Source organism: Mycobacterium marseillense, from assembly GCF_010731675.1.
GTDB classification, from domain to species: domain Bacteria; phylum Actinomycetota; class Actinomycetes; order Mycobacteriales; family Mycobacteriaceae; genus Mycobacterium; species Mycobacterium marseillense.
Genome location: NZ_AP022584.1, coordinates 1,703,229 through 1,722,181, shown reverse-complemented (window position 1 = coordinate 1,722,181; position 18,953 = coordinate 1,703,229). Strand labels below are relative to the sequence as shown.

At 65.7% G+C, this 18,953-nt stretch carries 22 protein-coding genes; 4 read left to right on the top strand and 18 right to left on the bottom strand.

Annotated elements, in window-relative coordinates:
- The 3 genes from G6N26_RS07320 to G6N26_RS07310 are packed head-to-tail and all read left to right on the top strand — an operon-like array spanning nucleotide 1 to nucleotide 2,082.
- Nucleotides 1-1,263, top strand: coding sequence for a cysteine desulfurase (locus G6N26_RS07320; RefSeq protein WP_083020227.1), 1,263 nt, complete (start codon nucleotides 1-3; stop codon nucleotides 1,261-1,263).
- A complete protein-coding gene (gene sufU, locus G6N26_RS07315; protein ID WP_163648746.1) occupies nucleotides 1,260-1,712 on the top strand; it encodes a Fe-S cluster assembly sulfur transfer protein SufU in 453 nt (150 codons plus the stop codon). Before G6N26_RS07320 ends, sufU begins: the two co-directional genes overlap by 4 nt.
- Before the next feature lie 22 nt (nucleotides 1,713-1,734).
- Nucleotides 1,735-2,082, top strand: a complete 348-nt coding sequence (locus tag G6N26_RS07310; protein WP_008258091.1) for a metal-sulfur cluster assembly factor — start codon at nucleotides 1,735-1,737, stop codon at nucleotides 2,080-2,082.
- Here G6N26_RS07310 and G6N26_RS07305 read toward each other — a convergent pair.
- Nucleotides 2,072-2,605: a DUF421 domain-containing protein gene (locus G6N26_RS07305; protein WP_067170104.1), complete on the bottom strand. Its 534-nt coding sequence runs from the start codon at nucleotides 2,603-2,605 to the stop codon at nucleotides 2,072-2,074. The two genes, G6N26_RS07310 and G6N26_RS07305, sit on opposite strands and share 11 nt — an antisense overlap.
- Before the next feature lie 96 nt (nucleotides 2,606-2,701).
- Between G6N26_RS07305 and G6N26_RS07300 the strand changes: the two genes are divergently transcribed.
- Nucleotides 2,702-3,163 carry a hypothetical protein gene (locus tag G6N26_RS07300; RefSeq protein ID WP_083020225.1) on the top strand — a complete coding sequence of 154 codons (462 nt, stop codon included), beginning with the start codon at nucleotides 2,702-2,704 and terminating at the stop codon, nucleotides 3,161-3,163.
- Between the two features lie 17 nt (nucleotides 3,164-3,180).
- On the opposite strand, the gene G6N26_RS07295 is transcribed toward G6N26_RS07300, so the two are convergent.
- From G6N26_RS07295 to G6N26_RS07215, 17 genes are all read right to left on the bottom strand, one after another.
- Nucleotides 3,181-4,131, bottom strand: a complete 951-nt coding sequence (locus G6N26_RS07295; protein WP_083020223.1) for an NAD(P)/FAD-dependent oxidoreductase — start codon at nucleotides 4,129-4,131, stop codon at nucleotides 3,181-3,183.
- Between the two features lie 62 nt (nucleotides 4,132-4,193).
- A complete protein-coding gene (ctaD, locus tag G6N26_RS07290) occupies nucleotides 4,194-5,900 on the bottom strand; it encodes an aa3-type cytochrome oxidase subunit I (RefSeq protein ID WP_083020221.1) in 1,707 nt (568 codons plus the stop codon).
- 70 nt (nucleotides 5,901-5,970) lie between these two features.
- Nucleotides 5,971-6,519: a peptide-methionine (S)-S-oxide reductase MsrA gene (gene msrA, locus G6N26_RS07285; protein WP_067170119.1), complete on the bottom strand. Its 549-nt coding sequence runs from the start codon at nucleotides 6,517-6,519 to the stop codon at nucleotides 5,971-5,973.
- A complete protein-coding gene (msrB, locus tag G6N26_RS07280; RefSeq protein WP_083020220.1) occupies nucleotides 6,516-7,010 on the bottom strand; it encodes a peptide-methionine (R)-S-oxide reductase MsrB in 495 nt (164 codons plus the stop codon). Before msrB ends, msrA begins: the two co-directional genes overlap by 4 nt.
- Nucleotides 7,011-7,035: 25 nt before the next feature.
- Entirely contained in the window at nucleotides 7,036-7,806 is a 771-nt protein-coding gene (locus G6N26_RS07275; RefSeq protein WP_083020217.1) for an SDR family NAD(P)-dependent oxidoreductase, read from the bottom strand.
- Between the two features lie 253 nt (nucleotides 7,807-8,059).
- Nucleotides 8,060-8,575, bottom strand: coding sequence for a YkgB family protein (locus G6N26_RS07270; protein WP_067170131.1), 516 nt, complete (start codon nucleotides 8,573-8,575; stop codon nucleotides 8,060-8,062).
- A gap of 215 nt (nucleotides 8,576-8,790) precedes the next feature.
- Nucleotides 8,791-9,381: a GNAT family N-acetyltransferase gene (locus G6N26_RS07265; RefSeq protein ID WP_083020215.1), complete on the bottom strand. Its 591-nt coding sequence runs from the start codon at nucleotides 9,379-9,381 to the stop codon at nucleotides 8,791-8,793.
- A 60-nt stretch (nucleotides 9,382-9,441) separates the two neighbouring features.
- Nucleotides 9,442-10,092, bottom strand: a complete 651-nt coding sequence (locus tag G6N26_RS07260) for an RraA family protein (protein WP_083020214.1) — start codon at nucleotides 10,090-10,092, stop codon at nucleotides 9,442-9,444.
- Complete coding sequence (locus G6N26_RS07255; RefSeq protein WP_067170140.1) at nucleotides 10,092-10,364, bottom strand: DUF6510 family protein; 273 nt, start codon at nucleotides 10,362-10,364, stop codon at nucleotides 10,092-10,094. Before G6N26_RS07255 ends, G6N26_RS07260 begins: the two co-directional genes overlap by 1 nt.
- Nucleotides 10,365-10,381: 17 nt before the next feature.
- Entirely contained in the window at nucleotides 10,382-11,122 is a 741-nt protein-coding gene (locus G6N26_RS07250) for a ferredoxin reductase (RefSeq protein WP_067170143.1), read from the bottom strand.
- 18 nt (nucleotides 11,123-11,140) lie between these two features.
- On the bottom strand, nucleotides 11,141-11,740 hold the full coding sequence (locus tag G6N26_RS07245; RefSeq protein ID WP_083020212.1) for a molybdopterin-dependent oxidoreductase: 600 nt from the start codon (nucleotides 11,738-11,740) through the stop codon (nucleotides 11,141-11,143).
- Nucleotides 11,737-12,864 (bottom strand): transaldolase, encoded by a 1,128-nt coding sequence (gene tal / locus G6N26_RS07240; RefSeq protein ID WP_083020210.1) that lies wholly within the window; start codon nucleotides 12,862-12,864, stop codon nucleotides 11,737-11,739. Before tal ends, G6N26_RS07245 begins: the two co-directional genes overlap by 4 nt.
- 383 nt (nucleotides 12,865-13,247) lie before the next feature.
- Nucleotides 13,248-13,757 carry a DM13 domain-containing protein gene (locus tag G6N26_RS07235; RefSeq protein ID WP_083020208.1) on the bottom strand — a complete coding sequence of 170 codons (510 nt, stop codon included), beginning with the start codon at nucleotides 13,755-13,757 and terminating at the stop codon, nucleotides 13,248-13,250.
- The gene (locus tag G6N26_RS07230; RefSeq protein ID WP_083020207.1) at nucleotides 13,744-15,156 is read right to left on the bottom strand and encodes an NAD(P)H-quinone dehydrogenase; all 1,413 of its coding nucleotides are present in this window, start codon (nucleotides 15,154-15,156) and stop codon (nucleotides 13,744-13,746) included. The genes G6N26_RS07235 and G6N26_RS07230 overlap by 14 nt, the downstream gene beginning before the upstream one ends.
- 36 nt (nucleotides 15,157-15,192) lie before the next feature.
- Nucleotides 15,193-15,660 carry a DUF5709 domain-containing protein gene (locus G6N26_RS07225; protein WP_083020205.1) on the bottom strand — a complete coding sequence of 156 codons (468 nt, stop codon included), beginning with the start codon at nucleotides 15,658-15,660 and terminating at the stop codon, nucleotides 15,193-15,195.
- Between the two features lie 58 nt (nucleotides 15,661-15,718).
- Nucleotides 15,719-16,108, bottom strand: a complete 390-nt coding sequence (locus G6N26_RS07220) for a four-helix bundle copper-binding protein (RefSeq protein WP_197746767.1) — start codon at nucleotides 16,106-16,108, stop codon at nucleotides 15,719-15,721.
- Between the two features lie 435 nt (nucleotides 16,109-16,543).
- On the bottom strand, nucleotides 16,544-18,823 hold the full coding sequence (locus G6N26_RS07215) for a LuxR C-terminal-related transcriptional regulator (RefSeq protein WP_083020203.1): 2,280 nt from the start codon (nucleotides 18,821-18,823) through the stop codon (nucleotides 16,544-16,546).
- Nucleotides 18,824-18,953: the final 130 nt, after the last annotated feature.

The following is an 18,953-nucleotide window of genomic DNA, read 5'->3' as shown; positions in this document are numbered from 1 at the left end:
ATGACTCGGCGTGATGCGGCGGCTTCCAGTCTCGATCTCGCGGCGATCCGTGCCGACTTCCCGATCCTCAAGCGCGTCATGCGCGGCGGAAATCAGTTGGCCTATCTGGACTCCGGGGCGACGGCGCAGCGCCCGCTGCAGGTGCTCGACGCCGAGCGCGAATTTCTGCTGACGTCCAACGGCGGGGTGCACCGCGGGGCGCACCAGCTGATGGAGGAGGCCACCGACGCCTACGAGCAGGGCCGCGCCGATATCGCGGCGTTCGTCGGCGCCGACGCGCAAGAGCTGATCTTCACCAAGAACGCCACCGAGGCGCTGAACCTGGTCTCCTATGTGCTGGGCGACAACCGGTTCGAGCGCGCCGTCCGTCCCGGCGACGTCATCGTCACCACCGAGCTCGAGCACCACGCCAACCTGGTCCCCTGGCAGGAGCTGGCCCGCCGCACCGGTGCCACGCTGCGCTGGTACGGCGTCACCGACCAGGGCCGCATCGACCTGGACTCGCTGGAGCTCGACGAGCGCGTCAAAGTCGTGACCTTCAGCCACCATTCGAACGTCACCGGCGCGCTCGCGCCGGTGGGCGAGCTGGTCTCCCGCGCCAAAGCCGTCGGCGCGCTCACCGTGCTGGACGCCTGCCAGTCGGTGCCGCACCGGCCGGTCGACTTCCACGCCCTCGACGTCGACTTCGCCGCCTTCTCCGGACATAAAATGCTGGGCCCCAACGGGATCGGCGTGCTCTACGGCCGCGGTGAGCTGTTGTCGGCGATGCCGCCCTTCCTCACCGGTGGCTCGATGATCGAGAACGTGGCCATGGACTCCTCCACCTACGCCGCGCCCCCGCAGCGTTTCGAGGCCGGCACCCCGATGACGTCCCAGGTGGTCGGCTTGGCCGCGGCGGCCCGCTACCTCGACGACATCGGCATGGACGCCGTCGAGGCGCACGAACGCGAGCTGGTCGCCGCCGCCCTGGAGGGCCTGTCCGGGATCGACGGGGTGCGGATCATCGGACCCACCGCACTGGAAAACCGCGGCTCGCCGGTGGCGTTCGTCGTCGACGGCGTGCACGCGCACGACGTCGGGCAGGTGCTCGACGACGATGGCGTCGCGGTGCGTGTGGGGCACCACTGCGCGCTGCCGCTGCACCGCCGGTTCGGACTGGCGGCCACCGCCCGGGCGTCCTTCGCGGTGTACAACACCGCCGAGGAGGTCGAGCGGTTGGTGACGGGCGTGCGCCGCGCGCTGGATTTCTTTGGGAGAGAATGACCTTGCGCCTCGAACAGATGTATCAGGACGTGATCCTCGATCACTACAAGCACCCGCAGCACCGCGGGCTGCGGGAGCCGTTCGGCGCCGAGGTGTTCCACGTCAACCCGGTCTGCGGTGACGAGGTCACCCTGCGCGTCGCGCTGTCCGACGACGGCGAAACCGTCGCCGACGTGTCCTATGACGGGCAGGGCTGCTCGATCAGCCAGGCGGCCACCTCGGTCCTCACCCAGCAGGTGATCGGTCAAAGTGTCGGCGATGCCCTCAAGACCATCACCGCGTTCACCGAGATGGTGTCCTCGCGCGGCACCATCGAGGGCGACGAGGATGTGCTCGGCGACGGGGTCGCGTTCGCCGGGGTGGCCAAATACCCCGCGCGGGTGAAATGCGCACTGCTGGGATGGATGGCGTGCAAAGACGCGCTGGCACAGGCCTACTCAAAAAAGTAAGCAGCCCTCGAGGAGGTTACACATGAGCGAGACCACCACACCGCATGACGAGTTACTCGCCGATGTCGAGGAAGCGATGCATGACGTCGTCGACCCCGAACTCGGCATCAACGTCATGGATCTGGGCCTGGTGTACGGCTTGGAGGTCGAGCACGGCGAGATGGGCCCGGTCGCGTTGATCGACATGACGCTCACCTCGGCGGCCTGCCCGTTGCAAGACGTCATCGAAGACCAGTCGCGCAGCGCGCTCGTCGGAGCCGGCTTGGTCGACGAGCTGAAGATCAACTGGGTGTGGAACCCGCCGTGGGGCCCGGACAAGATCACCGACGACGGGCGCGAGCAACTGCGCGCCCTGGGCTTCACGGTCTAGGACTTCGGGATCCACTCGAATCTCGCGCCGCTCTGCAGTCATCGTCTTTGCGCAGAACGGAAATGGCGCCTTTGGCCTCGAAGATCGCGAGATTGATGCGGTCGGCGTTGGGGTGGCCGTGCAGGCGTAACACGGCCTCCAGGTCGGCGGCGGTCAATCCGCATTGACGCAGATTGCGTCGGTCTACCTTTCCGTCGCGAATCAGCACTTTCAGGGGTGGATCGATGAATCGTCGAACACCCGGAATGAAGCGCAACCGTGCCAACACCGCGTGGGTGGCCAGGAGGCAGATCAGCGCCGTGGTTGCGCTGAGCCACGATGCGTCACTGGCGGTGGCGGCCCTACCGACGATGGCGCCCGCGGCGACCGCGGCGATCCAGTCGAAGGGCGCGAATTCGGCGAGGGTGCGCCGCTCCGTGAAGCGAAATAGGAGCGCGGCGGTGAGGAACAGCGTCGAGGATTTGATGGCGGCACCGGTGACACCGGCCGAGTCGCCGATCAGGGCATGAAATATCCGGTCCACGCGTGCCTCCGTTCCCGGTAGTGAGCCTGGCCCAACCGTTGTGAACTGTCATCACCCTTCACGACCGATCACCCGGGTGAATGAACGGCGGGGGTGATGACGGTTAACCCCGCCGCGCGTCACGCTCACTGTATGAGCAGACCTGAACAGGCCCAGGATGTCGCGCCGAGACCCACCGCCGCGATCACAAAGTCGCCGGTGCGGGCGCGCAGCCCGATCGCCACTCCCTGCGGCATCGAACATCTCGATTTCTCGCCACAGTGTCAACTGGCGTTCCTCGACAACGGTTTTCGGTGCATCCGGCCGGCGGCGGCGTATGTGGAGTTTCACATGGTCGGTTACTGCAAACGCGATGACTGCGACGAGGATGGCAATGCCTTCGGTTTTGTGTGCGCCGACCATCTCGATGCGTTGGAGTACACAGCCGAGTGCACCGCGCGGGAGCTACACCCGACGACGCTCGCGCGGCGGCTGGCCCGGCGCGCCGCTCGATGCCCGTCCTGCGATAGACCCATCCGATCCGCCGCCGACATTCTGCAGGTCGTCGTGATGCTCTAGCCAGGCCCCCCCGTTGGTCATCGACCCTGTCTCAGAGCAGATCTCGCTAACCAGCGTTCGGCGTCGAGGGAGGATGCGCAACCACTGGCGGCCGCGGTGATGGCCTGCCGGTAGCGGCGGTCGACCAGGTCGCCGGCGGCGAATACGCCGTCGACCGAGGTGCGGCTGGTCCCGTCTCGAGTGAGGACATACCCGTGGGGATCGAGATCGACGATGCCCACCAGCAGCTCCGAACGGGGGCCCTGCCCGACGGTCACGATCACCGCGGAAACCGGCAGATCGCGCTCGGCGCCGTCTACGCGCTGTCGCAGCCGCAGGCCGGTCACCCACCGCCTCCCCTGGACGGCGAGGACCGAGGTATTGGTCAGGACGGTGACCTTGTCGTGTGCGCTCACCCGGGCCGCGGTGAGCGGCGATGCGCGAAAGGTATCGCGGTGATGAATGATGGTGATACTGCGCGCGATCCCCGTCAGGAAGAGCGCCTCCTCCATGGCGGCATCCCCTCCGCCGACGACGGCGACATCCTTGTCGCGCAACAACAACCCCGCATCCTTGGCGGTGGTACTGACGCCTCGGCCCCGTAGCCTCTTCTCGCCGGGGATGCCAAGCGCTCGCGGGGCCGAACCCATGGCGAGGATGACGGCGCGGGAACGCCAGACCTTTCCGGCTGCCGCCACGGTCTTGACGTCGCCGTCTAGCCGGAAATCATCGACGTCGTCGGGATGCAGCTGGGCGCCGAACCGTTTGGCCTGGGCACACATGTCCTGCACCAGAAGTGGCCCGCTGGTGCCCTCGCGGAAGCCGGGATAGTTCTCGACGGCGGTGGTGGTCATCAGCGCCCCGCCACGCGAAGTCCCTTCGATCAGCACCGTGTCGAGCTGCGCTCGCGCCGCATAGATCCCTGCGGTGTACCCCGCCGGCCCCGATCCGACGATGACGACATCATGGATACGGCGCGGTTCCGGCACTGCGGGGGCGGGTGGGGGAAACGCGCTAAAAGGTCTAAGCGACAACGACTCCGGCGTCGCGCTCACGGCACATCCGCACTCCCGTACCGCACGTGGGATTCAGCGCGCAATCGGTTGACCAGGTGCGGGTAGTGCAGTTCGAAGGCGGGCCGCTCGGAGCGGATCCGGGGGAGTTCGGTGAAGTTGTGTCGCGGCGGCGGGCTCGAGGTGGCCCATTCCAGCGAGTTGCCGTGTCCCCATGGATCGTCGACGGTGACCGGCTCGCCGTACCGCCAGCTCTTGAACACATTCCACACGAACGGCAGCATCGAGAAGCCGAGGATGAACGCCCCGATCGTCGAGACGATGTTGAGCGGCTGGAAGCCGTCGGTGGGCAGATAGTCGGAGTACCGGCGCGGCATGCCCATGCTGCCCAGCCAGTGCTGCACCAGGAACGTTGTATGAAAGCCGATCAGCGTCAGCCAGAAGTGGAGCTTGCCGAACCGCTCGTCGAGGAGGCGGCCGGTCATCTTCGGGAACCAGAAGTACACCCCGGCATAGGTGGCGAACACGATCGTGCCGAACAGCACGTAGTGGAAGTGCGCGACCACGAAATACGTGTCGGTCACGTGGAAGTCGATCGGAGGACTGGCCAGCAGCACCCCGGACAAGCCGCCCAGCAGGAACGTGACCAGGAAGCCCATCGCGAACAGCATCGGTGTCTCGAAGGTCAGCTGGCCCTTCCACATGGTGCCGATCCAGTTGACGAACTTGATCCCGGTGGGGACCGCGATCAAGAACGTCGTGAATGAGAAGAACGGCAGCAGCACCGCGCCGGTGGCGTAGAGATGATGCGCCCAGACCGCGATCGACAGCGCCCCGATGCTGATGGTGGCGTACACCATCGTGGAGTAGCCGAACAGGGGCTTGCGGGAAAACACGGGGACGACCTCGGTGATGATGCCGAAGAAGGGCAGCGCGATGATGTAGACCTCGGGGTGGCCGAAGAACCAGAACAGGTGTTGCCACAGCAGGACTCCGCCGTTTGCCGCGTCGAAGATGTGCGCGCCGAGGTGGCGGTCGGCGGCGGCGCCGAACAGCGCGGCCGTCAGCAGCGGGAAAGCCACGATCACCATGGTGCTGGTCACCAGGATGTTCCAGGTGAAGACCGGCAAGCGGAACATCGTCATACCCGGCGCGCGCAGGCACACCACCGTGGTGATCATGTTGACCCCGCCCAGGATGGTGCCCAGGCCACCGACGATCAGCCCCAAGATCCACAGATCACCTCCGGCGCCGGGGGAATGGACCTCGTTGGAAAGCGGGGTGTAAGCCGTCCAGCCGAAATCCGCGGCGCCGCCCGGGGTGATGAATCCCGCCAGGGCGATCAGGGCCCCAAACACGAAGAGCCAGAACGACAATGCATTGAGCCGCGGAAACGCCACATCGGGGGCGCCGATCTGCAAGGGCAGCACGAGATTGGCGAACCCGAACACGATCGGGGTGGCATAGAACAGCAGCATCACCGTGCCGTGCATAGTGAACAGCTGGTTGTACTGCTCGTTCGACAAGAACTGCAGCCCCGGTGCGGCCAGCTCGGTACGGATGAACAGCGCCATCAGCCCGCCGACGAAAAAGAAGGCGAAGCAGGCGACGATGTACATGATCCCGATCAGCTTGTGATCGGTCGTGGTGATCAGGCGGTAGATCAGGTTGCCCTTGGGTCCGATGCGCGCCGGAAAGGCCCGGTGGGCGCGCAGCTCACCCACCGGGGGTGCGTAGGCGGACATCAGATTGGTCTCCTAATGCTGGATCTGCCTCCCGCCGGCGGTCAACGACCTCGGCGCCGGACGACCACGATCACCCATCGCGGGTCGCGTGCGCTGACGGCGACGCGACATCGCGAAAGCCGCTGCGGTGGGGCAGCTTCCATCCTGGCCGGACGTAGTGGCATGTATAGCCCGACGGATACCGCTCGAGGTAGTCCTGGTGCTCGGGCTCTGCCTCCCAGAACTCGCCGGCCGGAGCCACTTCGGTGACCACCGTGCCGGGCCACAATCCCGACTCGTCGACGTCAGCGATGGTCTCGAGCGCAATCCGCTTCTGCTCGTCGTCCAGATAGAAGATCGCTGAGCGGTAGCTGGTCCCGACGTCGTTGCCCTGGCGGTTCTTGGTGGTCGGGTCGTGGATCTGGAAGAAGAACTCCAGCAGCGTCCGATAGTCGGTCTTGTCCGGGTCGTAGGTGATTTCGATCGCCTCGGCGTGGCCGGGATGGTTGCGATAGGTGGGGTGCGCGTTCTGGCCGCCGGTGTAGCCGACCCGGGTGGAGACCACGCCGGACTGTTTGCGGATCAGATCCTGCATGCCCCAAAAGCATCCACCCGCCAGGACGGCAACCTTGTGTGTCATGACCGCTGCTCGCTCACGGGTGCGCCGCTGCGTTGCTCCGCAGCCGCGTCGGAGAACAGGCTCAGGTATTGCCCGTAACCTTCGGCTTCGAGGTTGTCGCGGTGAATGAAACGCAGCGACGCCGAGTTGATGCAGTAGCGCAGGCCGCCTTGATCCCTCGGGCCGTCGCTGAAGACGTGCCCGAGGTGGCTGTCGCCGTGCGCCGAGCGCACCTCGGTGCGTTCCATGAAGTGGCTGCGGTCGCTCTTCTCGACGACGTTGTCGGTGTCGATGGGCTGGGTGAAGCTGGGCCAGCCGGTGCCGCTGTCGAACTTGTCTACCGATGCGAACAGCGGCTCACCGGAGACGATGTCGACGTAGATGCCGGGTTCCTTGTTAGCCCAGTACTCGCCGGAGAATGGACGTTCGGTCCCGTTCTCCTGGGTGACGTGGTACTGCTCGGGGTTCAACGCGTCGACCGCGGCGGGGTTCTTGTTGTATTCGTGTGACACGGATGCTCCTTGGTGAGTGAGTGCGTTAGTTGCGGCCGGCCATGATGCCGCCGTCGACGTTGAGGATCGCGCCGGTGACCCAGCTGGCCTGTTCGGAAAGCAGATAGGTTACGGCGTTGGCGACGTCGACGGGGGTGCCGACTCGTCCCAGCGGATGAAGCGGCGCGAAAGTGTCTAGCGTGGCGTCGATTTCGTCCTTCGGGATGAAGCCTTCATACAGCGGGGTCTTGACAACCGCCGGCGCCACCGCATTGACGCGAATCTTGTGCTCCGCAAGCTCGATGGCCAGATTGTGGGTGAGGGCGTGCAGGCCGGCCTTTTGCATCGAATACGCAGACGATGGTGTCAAGCCGATGGCTTGATGTGCCCACATGCTGCCGATGTTGACGATGGAGCCGCCCTCACCGTTGGCGATCATGCCCGCGACGACCGTCTGCGTCAGGAAGAACAGCGCGTAGTTGAGCTCCATGTAGGAGTCGTAGAACTGCGCGTCGTACTCGAGAAATGGCTTCGGGATGAAGAATCCGGCCGCGTTGACGAGCAAGGTCGCGTCGTCGTGCTGCTCGGACAGCGCGCGCTGCACGTCCGCGACCGCAGCGCGATCCGTCAGTTCGGCGGCGATACCCCAGGCTTGGCCACGCCGGTTCGTCAGCTCGGCGACGGTGTCATCGACACGGTCTTTCGAACGTCCGATGATCACCGCGCTGCCGCCATGGTCGACGACATCGAGAGCGACCTGCCGACCCATGCCGGCACTTCCGCCGACAACGATGACCTTCTTGTCGTCAAAATGCATGTTCGGTCCCTTCCTGGTTTCCTTGACGGCTCCAGCCGGGCCGCCGATGTCTTGAATTCGAGTGAGTGCGAGCCGACACACCCGCCCACTTCCCGTCTAACGAGACTGCAACTTTGTGGGGTGAGCCGGCATCACCCCAACCGCCTCTTCACCCGGGTGATTGCTGCGGAGTTGCGTGCCCGGTTGCCTTACAGATTGGGCGGACACCAGATTCCGCGGCGCAGACAACGTCCAATGTCATCAGCGGGACGTGTCAATGTGATTTGGCGACGCTCGCCTGTCCGCGGGCCGCGTCGACGGCGTCCACCAGCAGCCAGAGCGCTAAGCCGATCAGCGCGATGTCCTTCATCAAGAACTCTCCGTCGGCGGACAACACGGGAAAGCCACCCGCAGACGCCTCGCCGACGCCGGGGGTCGTGATCATGAAACTCAGCGTGGTCACGAAGAACAGAGAGGCGACTACGCCGCCCAGCACGGCAGCTTTCGGATACCAGGGCTTGAGGGCCAGCAGTGTCGCGGTGATCAGTTCTACCGTTCCGTTCAATCGGCCAAAGGCGTCGATGGACATGACTTCGTAGACCCAACCCAAAAAGGGGCTGTTGGCCACCCAATGCGAAATACCCTGGGACTCATAGTGAGTGAATTTCATGGCGCCGAACCAGGCCAGAACTATAGCCAAACCGTACCGTGCGACGAGGGGTGCGATGACGGTCGCACGAGACTTTCCCGGCCCGGCACTCGTGATGGCGGTGGCCTCACTCTGTGACATGTGGTCTCCGTTCTGTGTGTTTCGCTTACCGCGTGACCGCTACCGGCCTCGCACTGCCTTGGCCGGCGGTACAGTCGGCCGACACGGTCATCCAGGCGGTTTGGTCGCGGGCTCAGTCAGCGACCACTATCTCTGCGCAGCGGGTGAATTGTCCTCATCCCCACGTGTAATTCACCCGGGTGAGAGGACGATAAGCCCAGGTGCGGCATTGCTGCTCATTGTGCGCAGGCCGGCTCCGGGAGGTCCAGATCGGCCTTCGTCAGGCGGTAGACCTGGAGCGTGAGGTTGTAGTACTTGGCGGTCTCCCCGACCCATTCCATCCCAATTCTCCGGGCGGTAGCCACACCACGGCGGTTCTCCGGTCGCACGACTGCAAAGACCTCACTGATGCCGGGGTTTTCGAACGCCTGATGGGCAACCGCATGACCGGCTTCCGCGCCGTACCCGTAGCCCCAGGCATTCGGAGACAGCTGCCACCCGATTTCCAGATCCGTGTCGCCCGGCGGCAGTGGTAGCAGGGCCACGCCCCCGAGCACGCCTCCGGAGCTCTTGTCGGTGATCGCCCACCGGCCCAACGGCAGTCCCGTCGGGTCGCTTTCGGCGATCCACGCCGCCAGGACGCGCCGCATTTCGATCGTGTCGGCGATGGGAGGCAAGGCCGGACACAGCCAACGGGCCACTTCGGGCGCACCGTAGATCGCATACGCGGCGAGGTCATCATCGAGCCGCCACGGCCGCAAGATCAGCCGGGGTGTCGTGATGCGCCGTGTGCCCGCGTCCCAGACGACGTGGTGATGCTCAACCATTCCGGCCCCTAGCGTTGTCGTGTGCGGTACCCAAAAGTGACGGGCGTCTACCCCGGTTCGTCAGTTCTCGTTGGCTTCCAGTGTGTTTGGCGTCTCGCCCCTGATAGTGGCAATGGCCTCCGCATCTTCCAGCACGACCTCGTTGGCGGCGCGCAGCACAGCGCGCACGTCACCGGCGGGTATCACCGCAGCCCCGGACGCATCGGCGAAGACATAGTCGCCGGGACGGACCGCCACCCCCGCGATCACCACCGGACGGTTCGCCTCGTACGGGGTGACGAAATCACCGCCCGACCTCGTGGTCTCGCCACGGCAATAGACGGCGAGGTCGTAGTGCGCCAGCTCGGCAAAGTCGCGCAGCCGCCCGTCCGCGAGAATGCCGGCGAGCCGGTGGTTTTGGGCACGCGACAGCTTTGTCCCGCCGCCCAGCGACGCATCGCTACAGCCGTTGCTGGCCAGAACCAGAACGCGTCCGTCGCCGCCGCTTGCGATGGCGTCGTAGAACAACCTCTTGAAGCTGTAGCGCTCGGGCGGGAGGGCGGCCCTGCACGCCGGGAAGTAGGAGATCGTCACGGCGGGGCCGAAGAGCCGGCGACCGGGTGTCGGGCTCACCAGATCGAGGAGGTGACAGCGATGTCGGTGCACCCGCCCCACGGCGTCAACGATGTCGGCGGTGCGCACGCGACCGGCGAGCGCGTCGAGCGATTGCATCAGCGGTCGGGGATCGCAACACGCCATGACTGGGCGCCACGGAAGTCGAGCCACATGTCGGTGCTCGTTCGCACGAGCCGGGCCAGCACGTCATCGCAGCCCGGGCAGCGCACCACGATGCCGGGCCCGCGGTTGTAGACATGCCCCTCGGCGAAGGCCGTGGCGTGACAACATTTCCCGCAGGTGAGCATCGCGGTGGTGACATCGAATCCCAGAAACTCCGCGAAGGCGCCCGCGGCCGCGTTGCCGTCGACGTGCATTGGTTCGGTCATCGTTCCTCGTTTCCCGATTAGTTGCTCGGTCCGAATCGCTCGGTCCGGATGGCTGACGGCCGATGGCCCAACTCGGTCAGCTTCGTGGTAACCGATTCCACGAATCCCGTTGGGCCGCAGACGTAGGAGCGCACCCCATCGTGGATTGCCCACCGGGTCGTGGCGAGGTCGGCGGCGCGCACCCGGCCCGGCGGCCGCGTGGTCTGAGGCGGGGCCGAACGGGTATAGAGCAGCGTCACCTGAAGCCAATCACAGTCACGCTCGAGTCGGAAAAGCTCTTGGGCGTAGTACACATCGGCGGGGCTGCGCACCGAATAGACCAGCCGAAAGTTGGCGCCGCCCGCCGCGACCCGTTGACGAAGCATCGCCATCAACGGCACGATTCCCGATCCGCCGCCGACGAGCAGAACCTGAGCCTCCTCGGCCGGCCGCCAGACGAACCAGCCACCGATCGGTCCGCGCAGTTCGATCTCGTCGCCGGCAGTGAGTCCGACGAGATACGGCGACACCTCTCCGTCGGCGATACGCTGCACGGTGAGCTCGATGTGGTCACCCTTTGCCGGTCTGGCCAGCGAGTAGCTGCGTTGCGCGCTGTAACCGTCCTCGGCGGTCAGCTTGAGATCGATGTGCTGGCCCGCCAGGTGGCCGCCCCAGCCGGGTACGGTTAACCCGATCGTCTGCGCAGACTCGGTCTCCGGTCGTGAGTCCACCACCTGGGCGACTCGCCAGCGTAGCGTCGGTTTCACGTCGACGTCCACAGTCGTTGTCAACCGTCGTCAGTCCCCGGCGTAGCGTTGTTCTCGCCACGGGTCGCCGTAGTTGTGGTAGCCCAACCCCTCCCAAAACCCCGGTATGTCGCTGTCGCGCAACTCGATGGATTTCACCCATTTTGCGGACTTCCAGAAATACAGGTGCGGCACCAGCAATCGGGCCGGCCCGCCGTGCACCGGCCTGAGCGGCGCTCCGCCGTAGGCGTAGACGATCCACGCCTTGCCGCCGAGAAGGTCGCGCAACGGGAGGTTGGTGGTATAACCGCCGTAGGAGCCGACGAGTGCGAATCCGGCAGCCGTGTCGATTGATTCGAAGAGGGTGTCCACAGATACCCCCTCCCACATGGTGTTCAGCTTGGACCACGTGGTGACGCAGTGGATGTCGACGGTGGGCCGCTCGCTCGGCAATTGCTTCAACTGGGCCCAGGTCCACGCGTGCTCGGTGCCACGCTCGTCGCGGATGGTGAACCGCCACCGATCGAGATCGATGCGCGGGGTGGGTCCGGCCTGCAGGACGGGGAAGTCCGCGGTCAGATGCTGACCGGGCGGCAACTCGAGCACCGACTCGGCTCGGCGTCCGCGAAAGCCTTTGTTGACGACAGTCATTGGTGTCCTCCTGCCAGCGGATGTGGGGGAGCGGGATAGGACCCGAGCAGTTGCCGCCAGGATGCTTCGAATTTGGCGACGCCGTCGTTTTCGAGCATCCTGACGGTGTCCACGAGGTCGACTCCGACTGCGCTGATGCTGTCGAGCACCTTTTGGGCGCCGGTGGCCGTGCCGACGATGGAGTCACCGGTGATCATGCCGTGGTCGGCGAGGGCTTCCAAGGTTTTTTCCGGAATGGTGCTGACTGTGTCCGGCGCGACCAGCTCGGTGACGTACACGGTGTCGGGATAGGCGGGGTTTTTCACCCCGGTGGAGGCCCACAGCGGCCGCTGCACATTAGCCCCGACGTCGCTGAGCGCGGCGAAGCGCCGGCCAGCCGGGAACACCTCCTGGTAGGCGGCATAGACAAGCCGCGCGGTGGCGATGCCGGCCTGCCCGCGCAGGGCCAGAGCCGCGTCGGTGCCGATCGACTCCAGCCGCCGGTCGACTTCGGTGTCGATGCGGGACACGAACAGGGATGCCACGGAATGGATTTGGGTGATGTCTTTACCGGCGCGTTGCGCGGCCTCCAGTCCGGCCAGGTAGGCGTTCATCACCGCACGATGGCGCTCGACCGAGAAGATCAGGGTCACGTTGACTGAAATGCCTTCGGCCACAGTGGCGGTGATCGCGGACATACCGGCCGATGTCGCGGGAATTTTGATGAACAGATTCGGCCGATCGACGATCTTCCACAGCTCGACGGCTTGGCTGACCGTCTGCTCGGCGTCGTGGGCCACTCGCGGGTCGACCTCGATCGATACCTTTCCGTCGACGCCGGCGGAGGCTTCCCACTGCGGGCGCAGGACGTCGCACGCTTGCCGGACGTCGTCGGTGATGACGGTGCGGATCGCCGATTCGGCGTCGGTACCGCGTTGCGCCAGTTCGGTGATCTGCCGGTCGTAGGCGTGGCCATGTGAGATTGCCCGCTGGAAGATCGAGGGGTTGGTGGTGACGCCGACGACGTTTCTGGTGTCGATCAGCTGCTGTAGGTTGCCGGATACCAGGCGGTCGCGCGAGAGGTCGTCCAGCCAAACCGACACGCCGGCCGCCGCCAGCGCGGTCAGGGTGGGGTTTTGCGTCATTGGGCCGCTGCCTCCTGCCGGTCTCGGTGGCGGCGAGCGGTTCGTACGGTGACGAGCGCGGCGGCGAACGCCACGACCGGCCAGTACGCGCCGGCCAGCATCTGCCGATCCCGCGTCGTCAAGCTAAAGCGGCGCGCTGTTTGCGTCACAGATCCTCCGTTACCAGGCTTCGTAGAGCGTTGTTTTCACGACCGCGCGTGCAAGCCCGTTGCTGCGGAACGCATGTCCGCCGAGTCGATGGCCAGGTTGTGTATCGGCACCTGCCGGGCGGTGTTCTGAGCGTGCCTCGGTGCCGCCCCAGCTGTCATCACCCTCCAGCACCATTCACCCGGGTGATAATGCTCAAGGGGGACGAACTTTAGGTCCAGTCGAGGGTGTGTCAGTTATTGCGGCACGAATTGCAGCTCCGCTGCGCCAAAGGACACACCGAAGCGGGCGCACCACAGAATGACGCTGCCGACCCCGGCGGTGTCGACATCGTCGGGTATGGCGTAGTTGGCGTTGCCCCGGTTGGCGCGCAGGGGACCGAGATCGGTGTGATGGCTGCGACCAAAACTTCGAAATCGGCTACGGTCGTTGGCTACTCGCGCGTCACTTAGCCAGACGCGCAGCTGCGGACCCAACGTGGCATGGAGATTCTCCAGCCGCAGAATCCGTGACCCATCGGGCAAGGTCGCTAGCCGCGCGGCACCGCTGGTTCGGTGGATGTGGCTGGTGAATTCTCCTAACTGGGTGGTCTGAGCTCCTGGCGGCAGCAGCTCATCGATTGTGGTCCGAATCAACAACTTCCACGGCGCCAGCCACCCTAAGGCGACTGGCATTGCGACGACGACAAGCGCCGTGCGAGCCACGAGCCGCGGCGCGAACCGTCGCCCGGCGTCAGTCCAGATCATCGTGAGCGATCAGCCGGCGGGCTGCCTCGGTGATCGAGCCGGACAGCGACGGGTAGATGGCGAGCGTCTGCGCCAGCTCGTTGACCGTGATGCGGTTCTGCACGGCCACCGCGATCGGCAGGATCAGCTCGGAGGCGATCGGGGCGACCACCACACCGCCGATCACCACCCCGGTGGCCTGTTGGCAGAAGAGCTTGACAAAGCCGTGACGCAGCTCCGACATCTTGGCGCGCGCATTGGTTTCGAGCGGCAGCATGATGGTCCGCGCCGGCACCGAGCCGTCGTCGATCGCCGTCTGGGGCACGCCGACGGCGGCGATCTCGGGACGCGTGAATACCGTCGCCGCGACGGTGCGCAGCCGGAGAGGGCTGACCGCCTCGCCCAGCGCGTGATACATCGCGATGCGGCCCTGCATCGCGGCGACCGAGGCCAGCGGCAGCAGGCCGGTGCAGTCGCCGGCGGCGTAGATGCCGGTCACCGAGGTCCGCGACACCCGGTCCACGGTCAGGTAGCCGCCGCGGCCCAGCTCGATGCCCACCCGCTCGAGGCCCAGGCCGTCGGTGTTGGGGGTCGATCCGATCGTCATCAGGGCGTGGCTGCCCTCGACGGTGCGGCCGTCGGCCATCGTCACCACAACTCCGCCGTCGGTGCGGACAACCGATTGTGCGCGTGCGTTTTTGACCAGTCTGACGCCGCGTTCGGCGAACGATTCCTCCAGCACCCACGCGGCGTCGGCGTCCTCATAGGGCAGCACCCGGTCCCGGCTGGCCACGACGGTCACCGTGACACCGAGTTCGGCGTAGGCGTTGACGAACTCGGCGCCCGTGACTCCCGAGCCGACGACGATGAGGTGCTCGGGCAGCGCGGTCAGGTCGTAGAGCTGGCGCCAGGTCAGGATGCGCTCGCCGTCGGGCTGGGCCGACGGCAGGATCCGGGGGCTGGCGCCGGTCGCGATCAGTACGACGTCGGCATCTCGCACCATCGTGGTGCCGTCGGGCACCGTCACCTTGATGCAGTGGCGCGCCAACCCGGCAGCCGAGTCGATCAACTCACCGCGACCGGCGATCAGCTCGACGCCCATGCTGAGCAGGTCGGCGGTGATGTCGGCGGACTGGGCGGCGGCCAATGCCTTGACCCGCTGGTGGATTTCGGGCAACGAGATTTCGACGTCGGTGATATCGACGTCCAACCCCAGTGGCGCCCGGCGCAGTTCGGTGCGTAGTCCGGTGGAGGCGATGAACGTCTTTGACGGCACGCAGTCGCACAGCACGGCCGCACCGCCAATACCGTCGGCGTCCACGACGCTCACCTGCGCGACCTCAGGCCCTCGGGCGGCGGCGACCAGTGCCGCCTCGTAACCGGCCGGGCCACCGCCGAGGATCACAATGCGGGTCGGCACGGCTCGAACCTCACTTACTGGCCGGACGACAGGTCATCAAAGACGCCATCCCCCACCGGCGTTGATGTCCTCGTCGCCGATGATATGGATGGCGGCTTCCTCAGCCGACGCGGCGCCACCGTCGATGCCGACGTCGTAGGCAAGGTAATCCGTCGCCGGATCTGTCGGGTCGACGTCGAAGGCGACCAGCCGGCCTGCGCGCATGCCGCCGACCTGATCGTCGATCGGCTCGCCATCGCCGTCGGCGCTATCACCGATTCCGTCGCCGTCCCATTGGTCGGTCACGTCGGGCAGCTCACGGGCCAGCCGGCGCGCCAGACTTTCGTGGGTCCGCGCTTCCCTCGCCGTGAGGCCCCACGCCCGCAATTCCTGCGGGCGTTCCGGAGGTGAATAGCCCTCGTCCAGGTCGACGCCCGTCTGCTCAGAGTCCACGCTTTCTTCCGGCTCGAGCAAATGAGCCCCGACGTCGTCGAATTCAGAAATCCCCATCAGCGCCATCTCCATTCCATATCGGCAAGGTCACGCTCGCGCAGTGAAGCCGTACGCCCGCTCGGTGCTTGTCTCAACCGAGCGCCTCGACAAGGTCGCGGCAAGCCCGTTCACAGCGACGGCATACCTCGGCGCATACGCGGCAATGCTCGTGTCTCGCCGCATGCTTGTCACACTCGTCCGCGCTTGTCTTACAGGCGGTGGCGCACGTTTGGAGCACCGTCCTGGTCAAGTTCGCGTCGTAGCCTGTGTGCCGGGACAGCACGCGGCCGGTGGTGGCGCAGACATCCGCGCAATCGAGGCAAGTACGGATGCATTTGGTCAAGTGATTGACGTCGTCTTCACTGAGGCAGGCATCTGCACACGCCGTGCACGCTTGGTCGCATTCAATACAGGCGTCGATACATGCGATCAGCTTGTCTGTATCGATCCGGCCCAGATCTCGGGGATAGGTCTCCAACATTCTTTTGGCGGCGCTCACTCTGGTCCTCCCTGTCAGGGTCCTCCCAGCTGGAGGTTGTCTCACACAACAGGCACGGCTGCGCGCGTGTAGATGTCATGAGCATGGCGCACAAAGGGGTGAACTGTCCTCGCCCACCTCCGTTGCTCACCCGGGTGATAAACGACGTGACGAATCCGCGAACCCACTACCCACGAACACCACCGACCGAGCACGGCCGGTCTGGCGGGTCATGCGCACCTAAACCGCCTCGAACTGCAGCCGGTCAGCTTTTGAGAGTATGGCCACCGGCCACGTCATCCGCGCTGGCAGGATATCGCCGCCGCCGGGTGGATCGTCATCGACCCCAGCGTCTGTTCGCCTTGGGGGTTCATTAACGGCGTTCTCAGACAAGGGAATTCGTTATCAGGAACATGTGTCGCGATGCCGGCGGATTTATTACAAGAGGCCGAGTTCTCGAGCCCGGCTGACCGCCGCGCCGCGGTGCTCGACGCCGAGCTTGCGGTACACGGCGCGTTGGTGTGTCTTCACGGTATTGAGCGAAACGTAGAGCCGCTCACCGATTTCGCGTCGCGATAACCGGGTGGCGAGCAGGCGAAGCACCTCAAGCTCCTTGGGGGTCAGCTCCTCACCGACCGCGTAGCCCTCGTTGCGCGAAGTCGGCACCGCGACGCCGGCGTTGCGTTCGGCCGAAGCGAGCAGCGTCGGGGCGATGCCCGCATCGGCGCAACCGCGGACCAGCGTGCCGGCCTCGTCGAGGCTCACCTTCGCGGCCTGGTGGTCACCGAGGCGATCGAAGATCTCCGCGCTGACCATCAGCGACTTGGCCACCTCGAGGATCGCTCCACCTTGGCGGGCCGACATGACGGCCATATCGGCGGCGGCCACCGCCGCCGTCGCGGCACCGCGCTGGGCGAGGACTTCGGCGGTGGCAAGCGACACCATCACGTCCACAAGATGTTCGGCATCCGCCAAGTCGCGGGAGCTACCCGAAGCCTCGCGGATCCGACGCTCGGCGTCGACAGGCTGACCACGTTCGGCCGAAATCAGCGCCAGATAGCCCAACGCGCAAATGCGGGCGCGACGATCGCCCGCCTTCTCGGCGAGCTGCGCGGCGCGCCGGAAGGCGACTTGCGCCTCGGGGGTGTTGCCCGAAAAGTACAGCGCTGACCCATAAATGCAGTAGGCGCTGGGTTGGCCCAGGGGTGCTTCGCCGAAATCGAGGGTGATCGCCCGGCCTGCCGTCTCGAGCGTCGCGGCAATGTCGGCCGTCTTGAACGAGTGAACCGCGCGCAACACGGCGGCCTGAGCGTTCAGGGCGCCACCTTCCGCGGTGTCGGCCGCGAATCGGGTCTCGACCGCCTCGATCCACTCGGCGGCGTCATCGAGTTGGCCGACGCTCAAAGCGATCCAGGCTCGGGCGACGCTCAGCCGTGGATCCTGCAGAACGGTCTCCTCGGGAAGGAGGTCGAGGTAGCCCGAGATGGTTGACACGCCACCGCTGTTGAATTCGGCGACCCAATCCGCGGCGATCAGGTCAGCACTGCGCGCGATGTCACCGGCGGCAAGCAGGTGGCGCACCGCCTCATCGACGAGTCCCTCGGCTTCGAACCATGTCGCGGCGCGGCGGTGCAGATCGGCGACGAGATCGGGCTCGGTGCGGCGCAGCTCGGTGCGCAGCAGCTCTCCGAACAGCTGGTGATAGCGATACCAACGACGCGACGTGTCCAGCGGCACCACAAACAGGTTTTCGCGCTCGATGTCCTGCAAGACCGAGGCGGAGCCGGACGTCTGTAGCACTGCGTCGCACAGGGCACCGCTGAGTCGTCCCAGGATCGACGTGCGTAGCAAAAAACTGCGCAGATGCGGTGGCTGACCGTCGAGGACCTCGGCCATCAAATAGTCGACGATATGGCGGTTGTCGCCTGCGAACGTCCTGATGAACGTGGCGATATCGGCACGCCCGGCAAGCGAGAGGGCGGCAAGGTAGAGGCCGGCAGCCCAGCCTTCGGTGCGTCGGTGCAACAGGTGAATATCTGTGGGGGCCAAGCCGAGCCCGAGGACATCGTTCAGCAGATGGTCCGCCTCGATCGGCCCGAAACGCAAGTCGTCCGTTCGCACCTCGGCAAGCTCGCCGCTGGCTCTGAGCCGAGCCAACGGCAACGTCGGGTCGGATCGGGTGGCCAACACCAGGTGAAGGTTGGCCGGCATTCGGCTGATGAAGAACGCCAGCTGCTCGTGCACCGCTCGGCGCACCACGTGGTGGTAGTCATCAAGAACGAGCACGACCGGGCTGGCGATTGTGTCCAGATCATTGAGCAGCGTAGGCAAAACGACTTGCACCGGGTCGGCACCCATCGCCAGGAGTTCGACCGCGCGAATGCCCACCCCGGGACTGACTTTCTGCAGCGCGGCGACCACGTACATCCAGAACCACACCGGGTCGTTGTCGGCGGCATCAAGCGACAACCAGGCGAACCGCCCGTTCTCACCCGCCCCCGAAGCCCACTGCGCGAGCACTGTCGTCTTGCCCCACCCCGCCGGCGCGCTCAGTAGGGTCAGCTTGCGGGCACGCCCCGCCGACAATACGTCCAGCAGGGCGGCCCGATGCACCAGCTGCGCTCCAATGGCCGGGACGTGCAGCTTGGTGGCGAGCAGGACTGCGCGCGCAGCGGCTTCTCCGCTCCCGTTGTCGCTGCGCCCAGCTGAGCCGCTCATGTCCGAACTCCGCGATCTTGTTGAATCCAGCTGCCGGGCGGGAAAACTCGGCGTTGTTGCGTCCCGGGTGGACGCTGTCCTCTCGGCATCCCAGTTTGTCCTTGCGGGGCCGCCCGAGCTCGTTACGCCC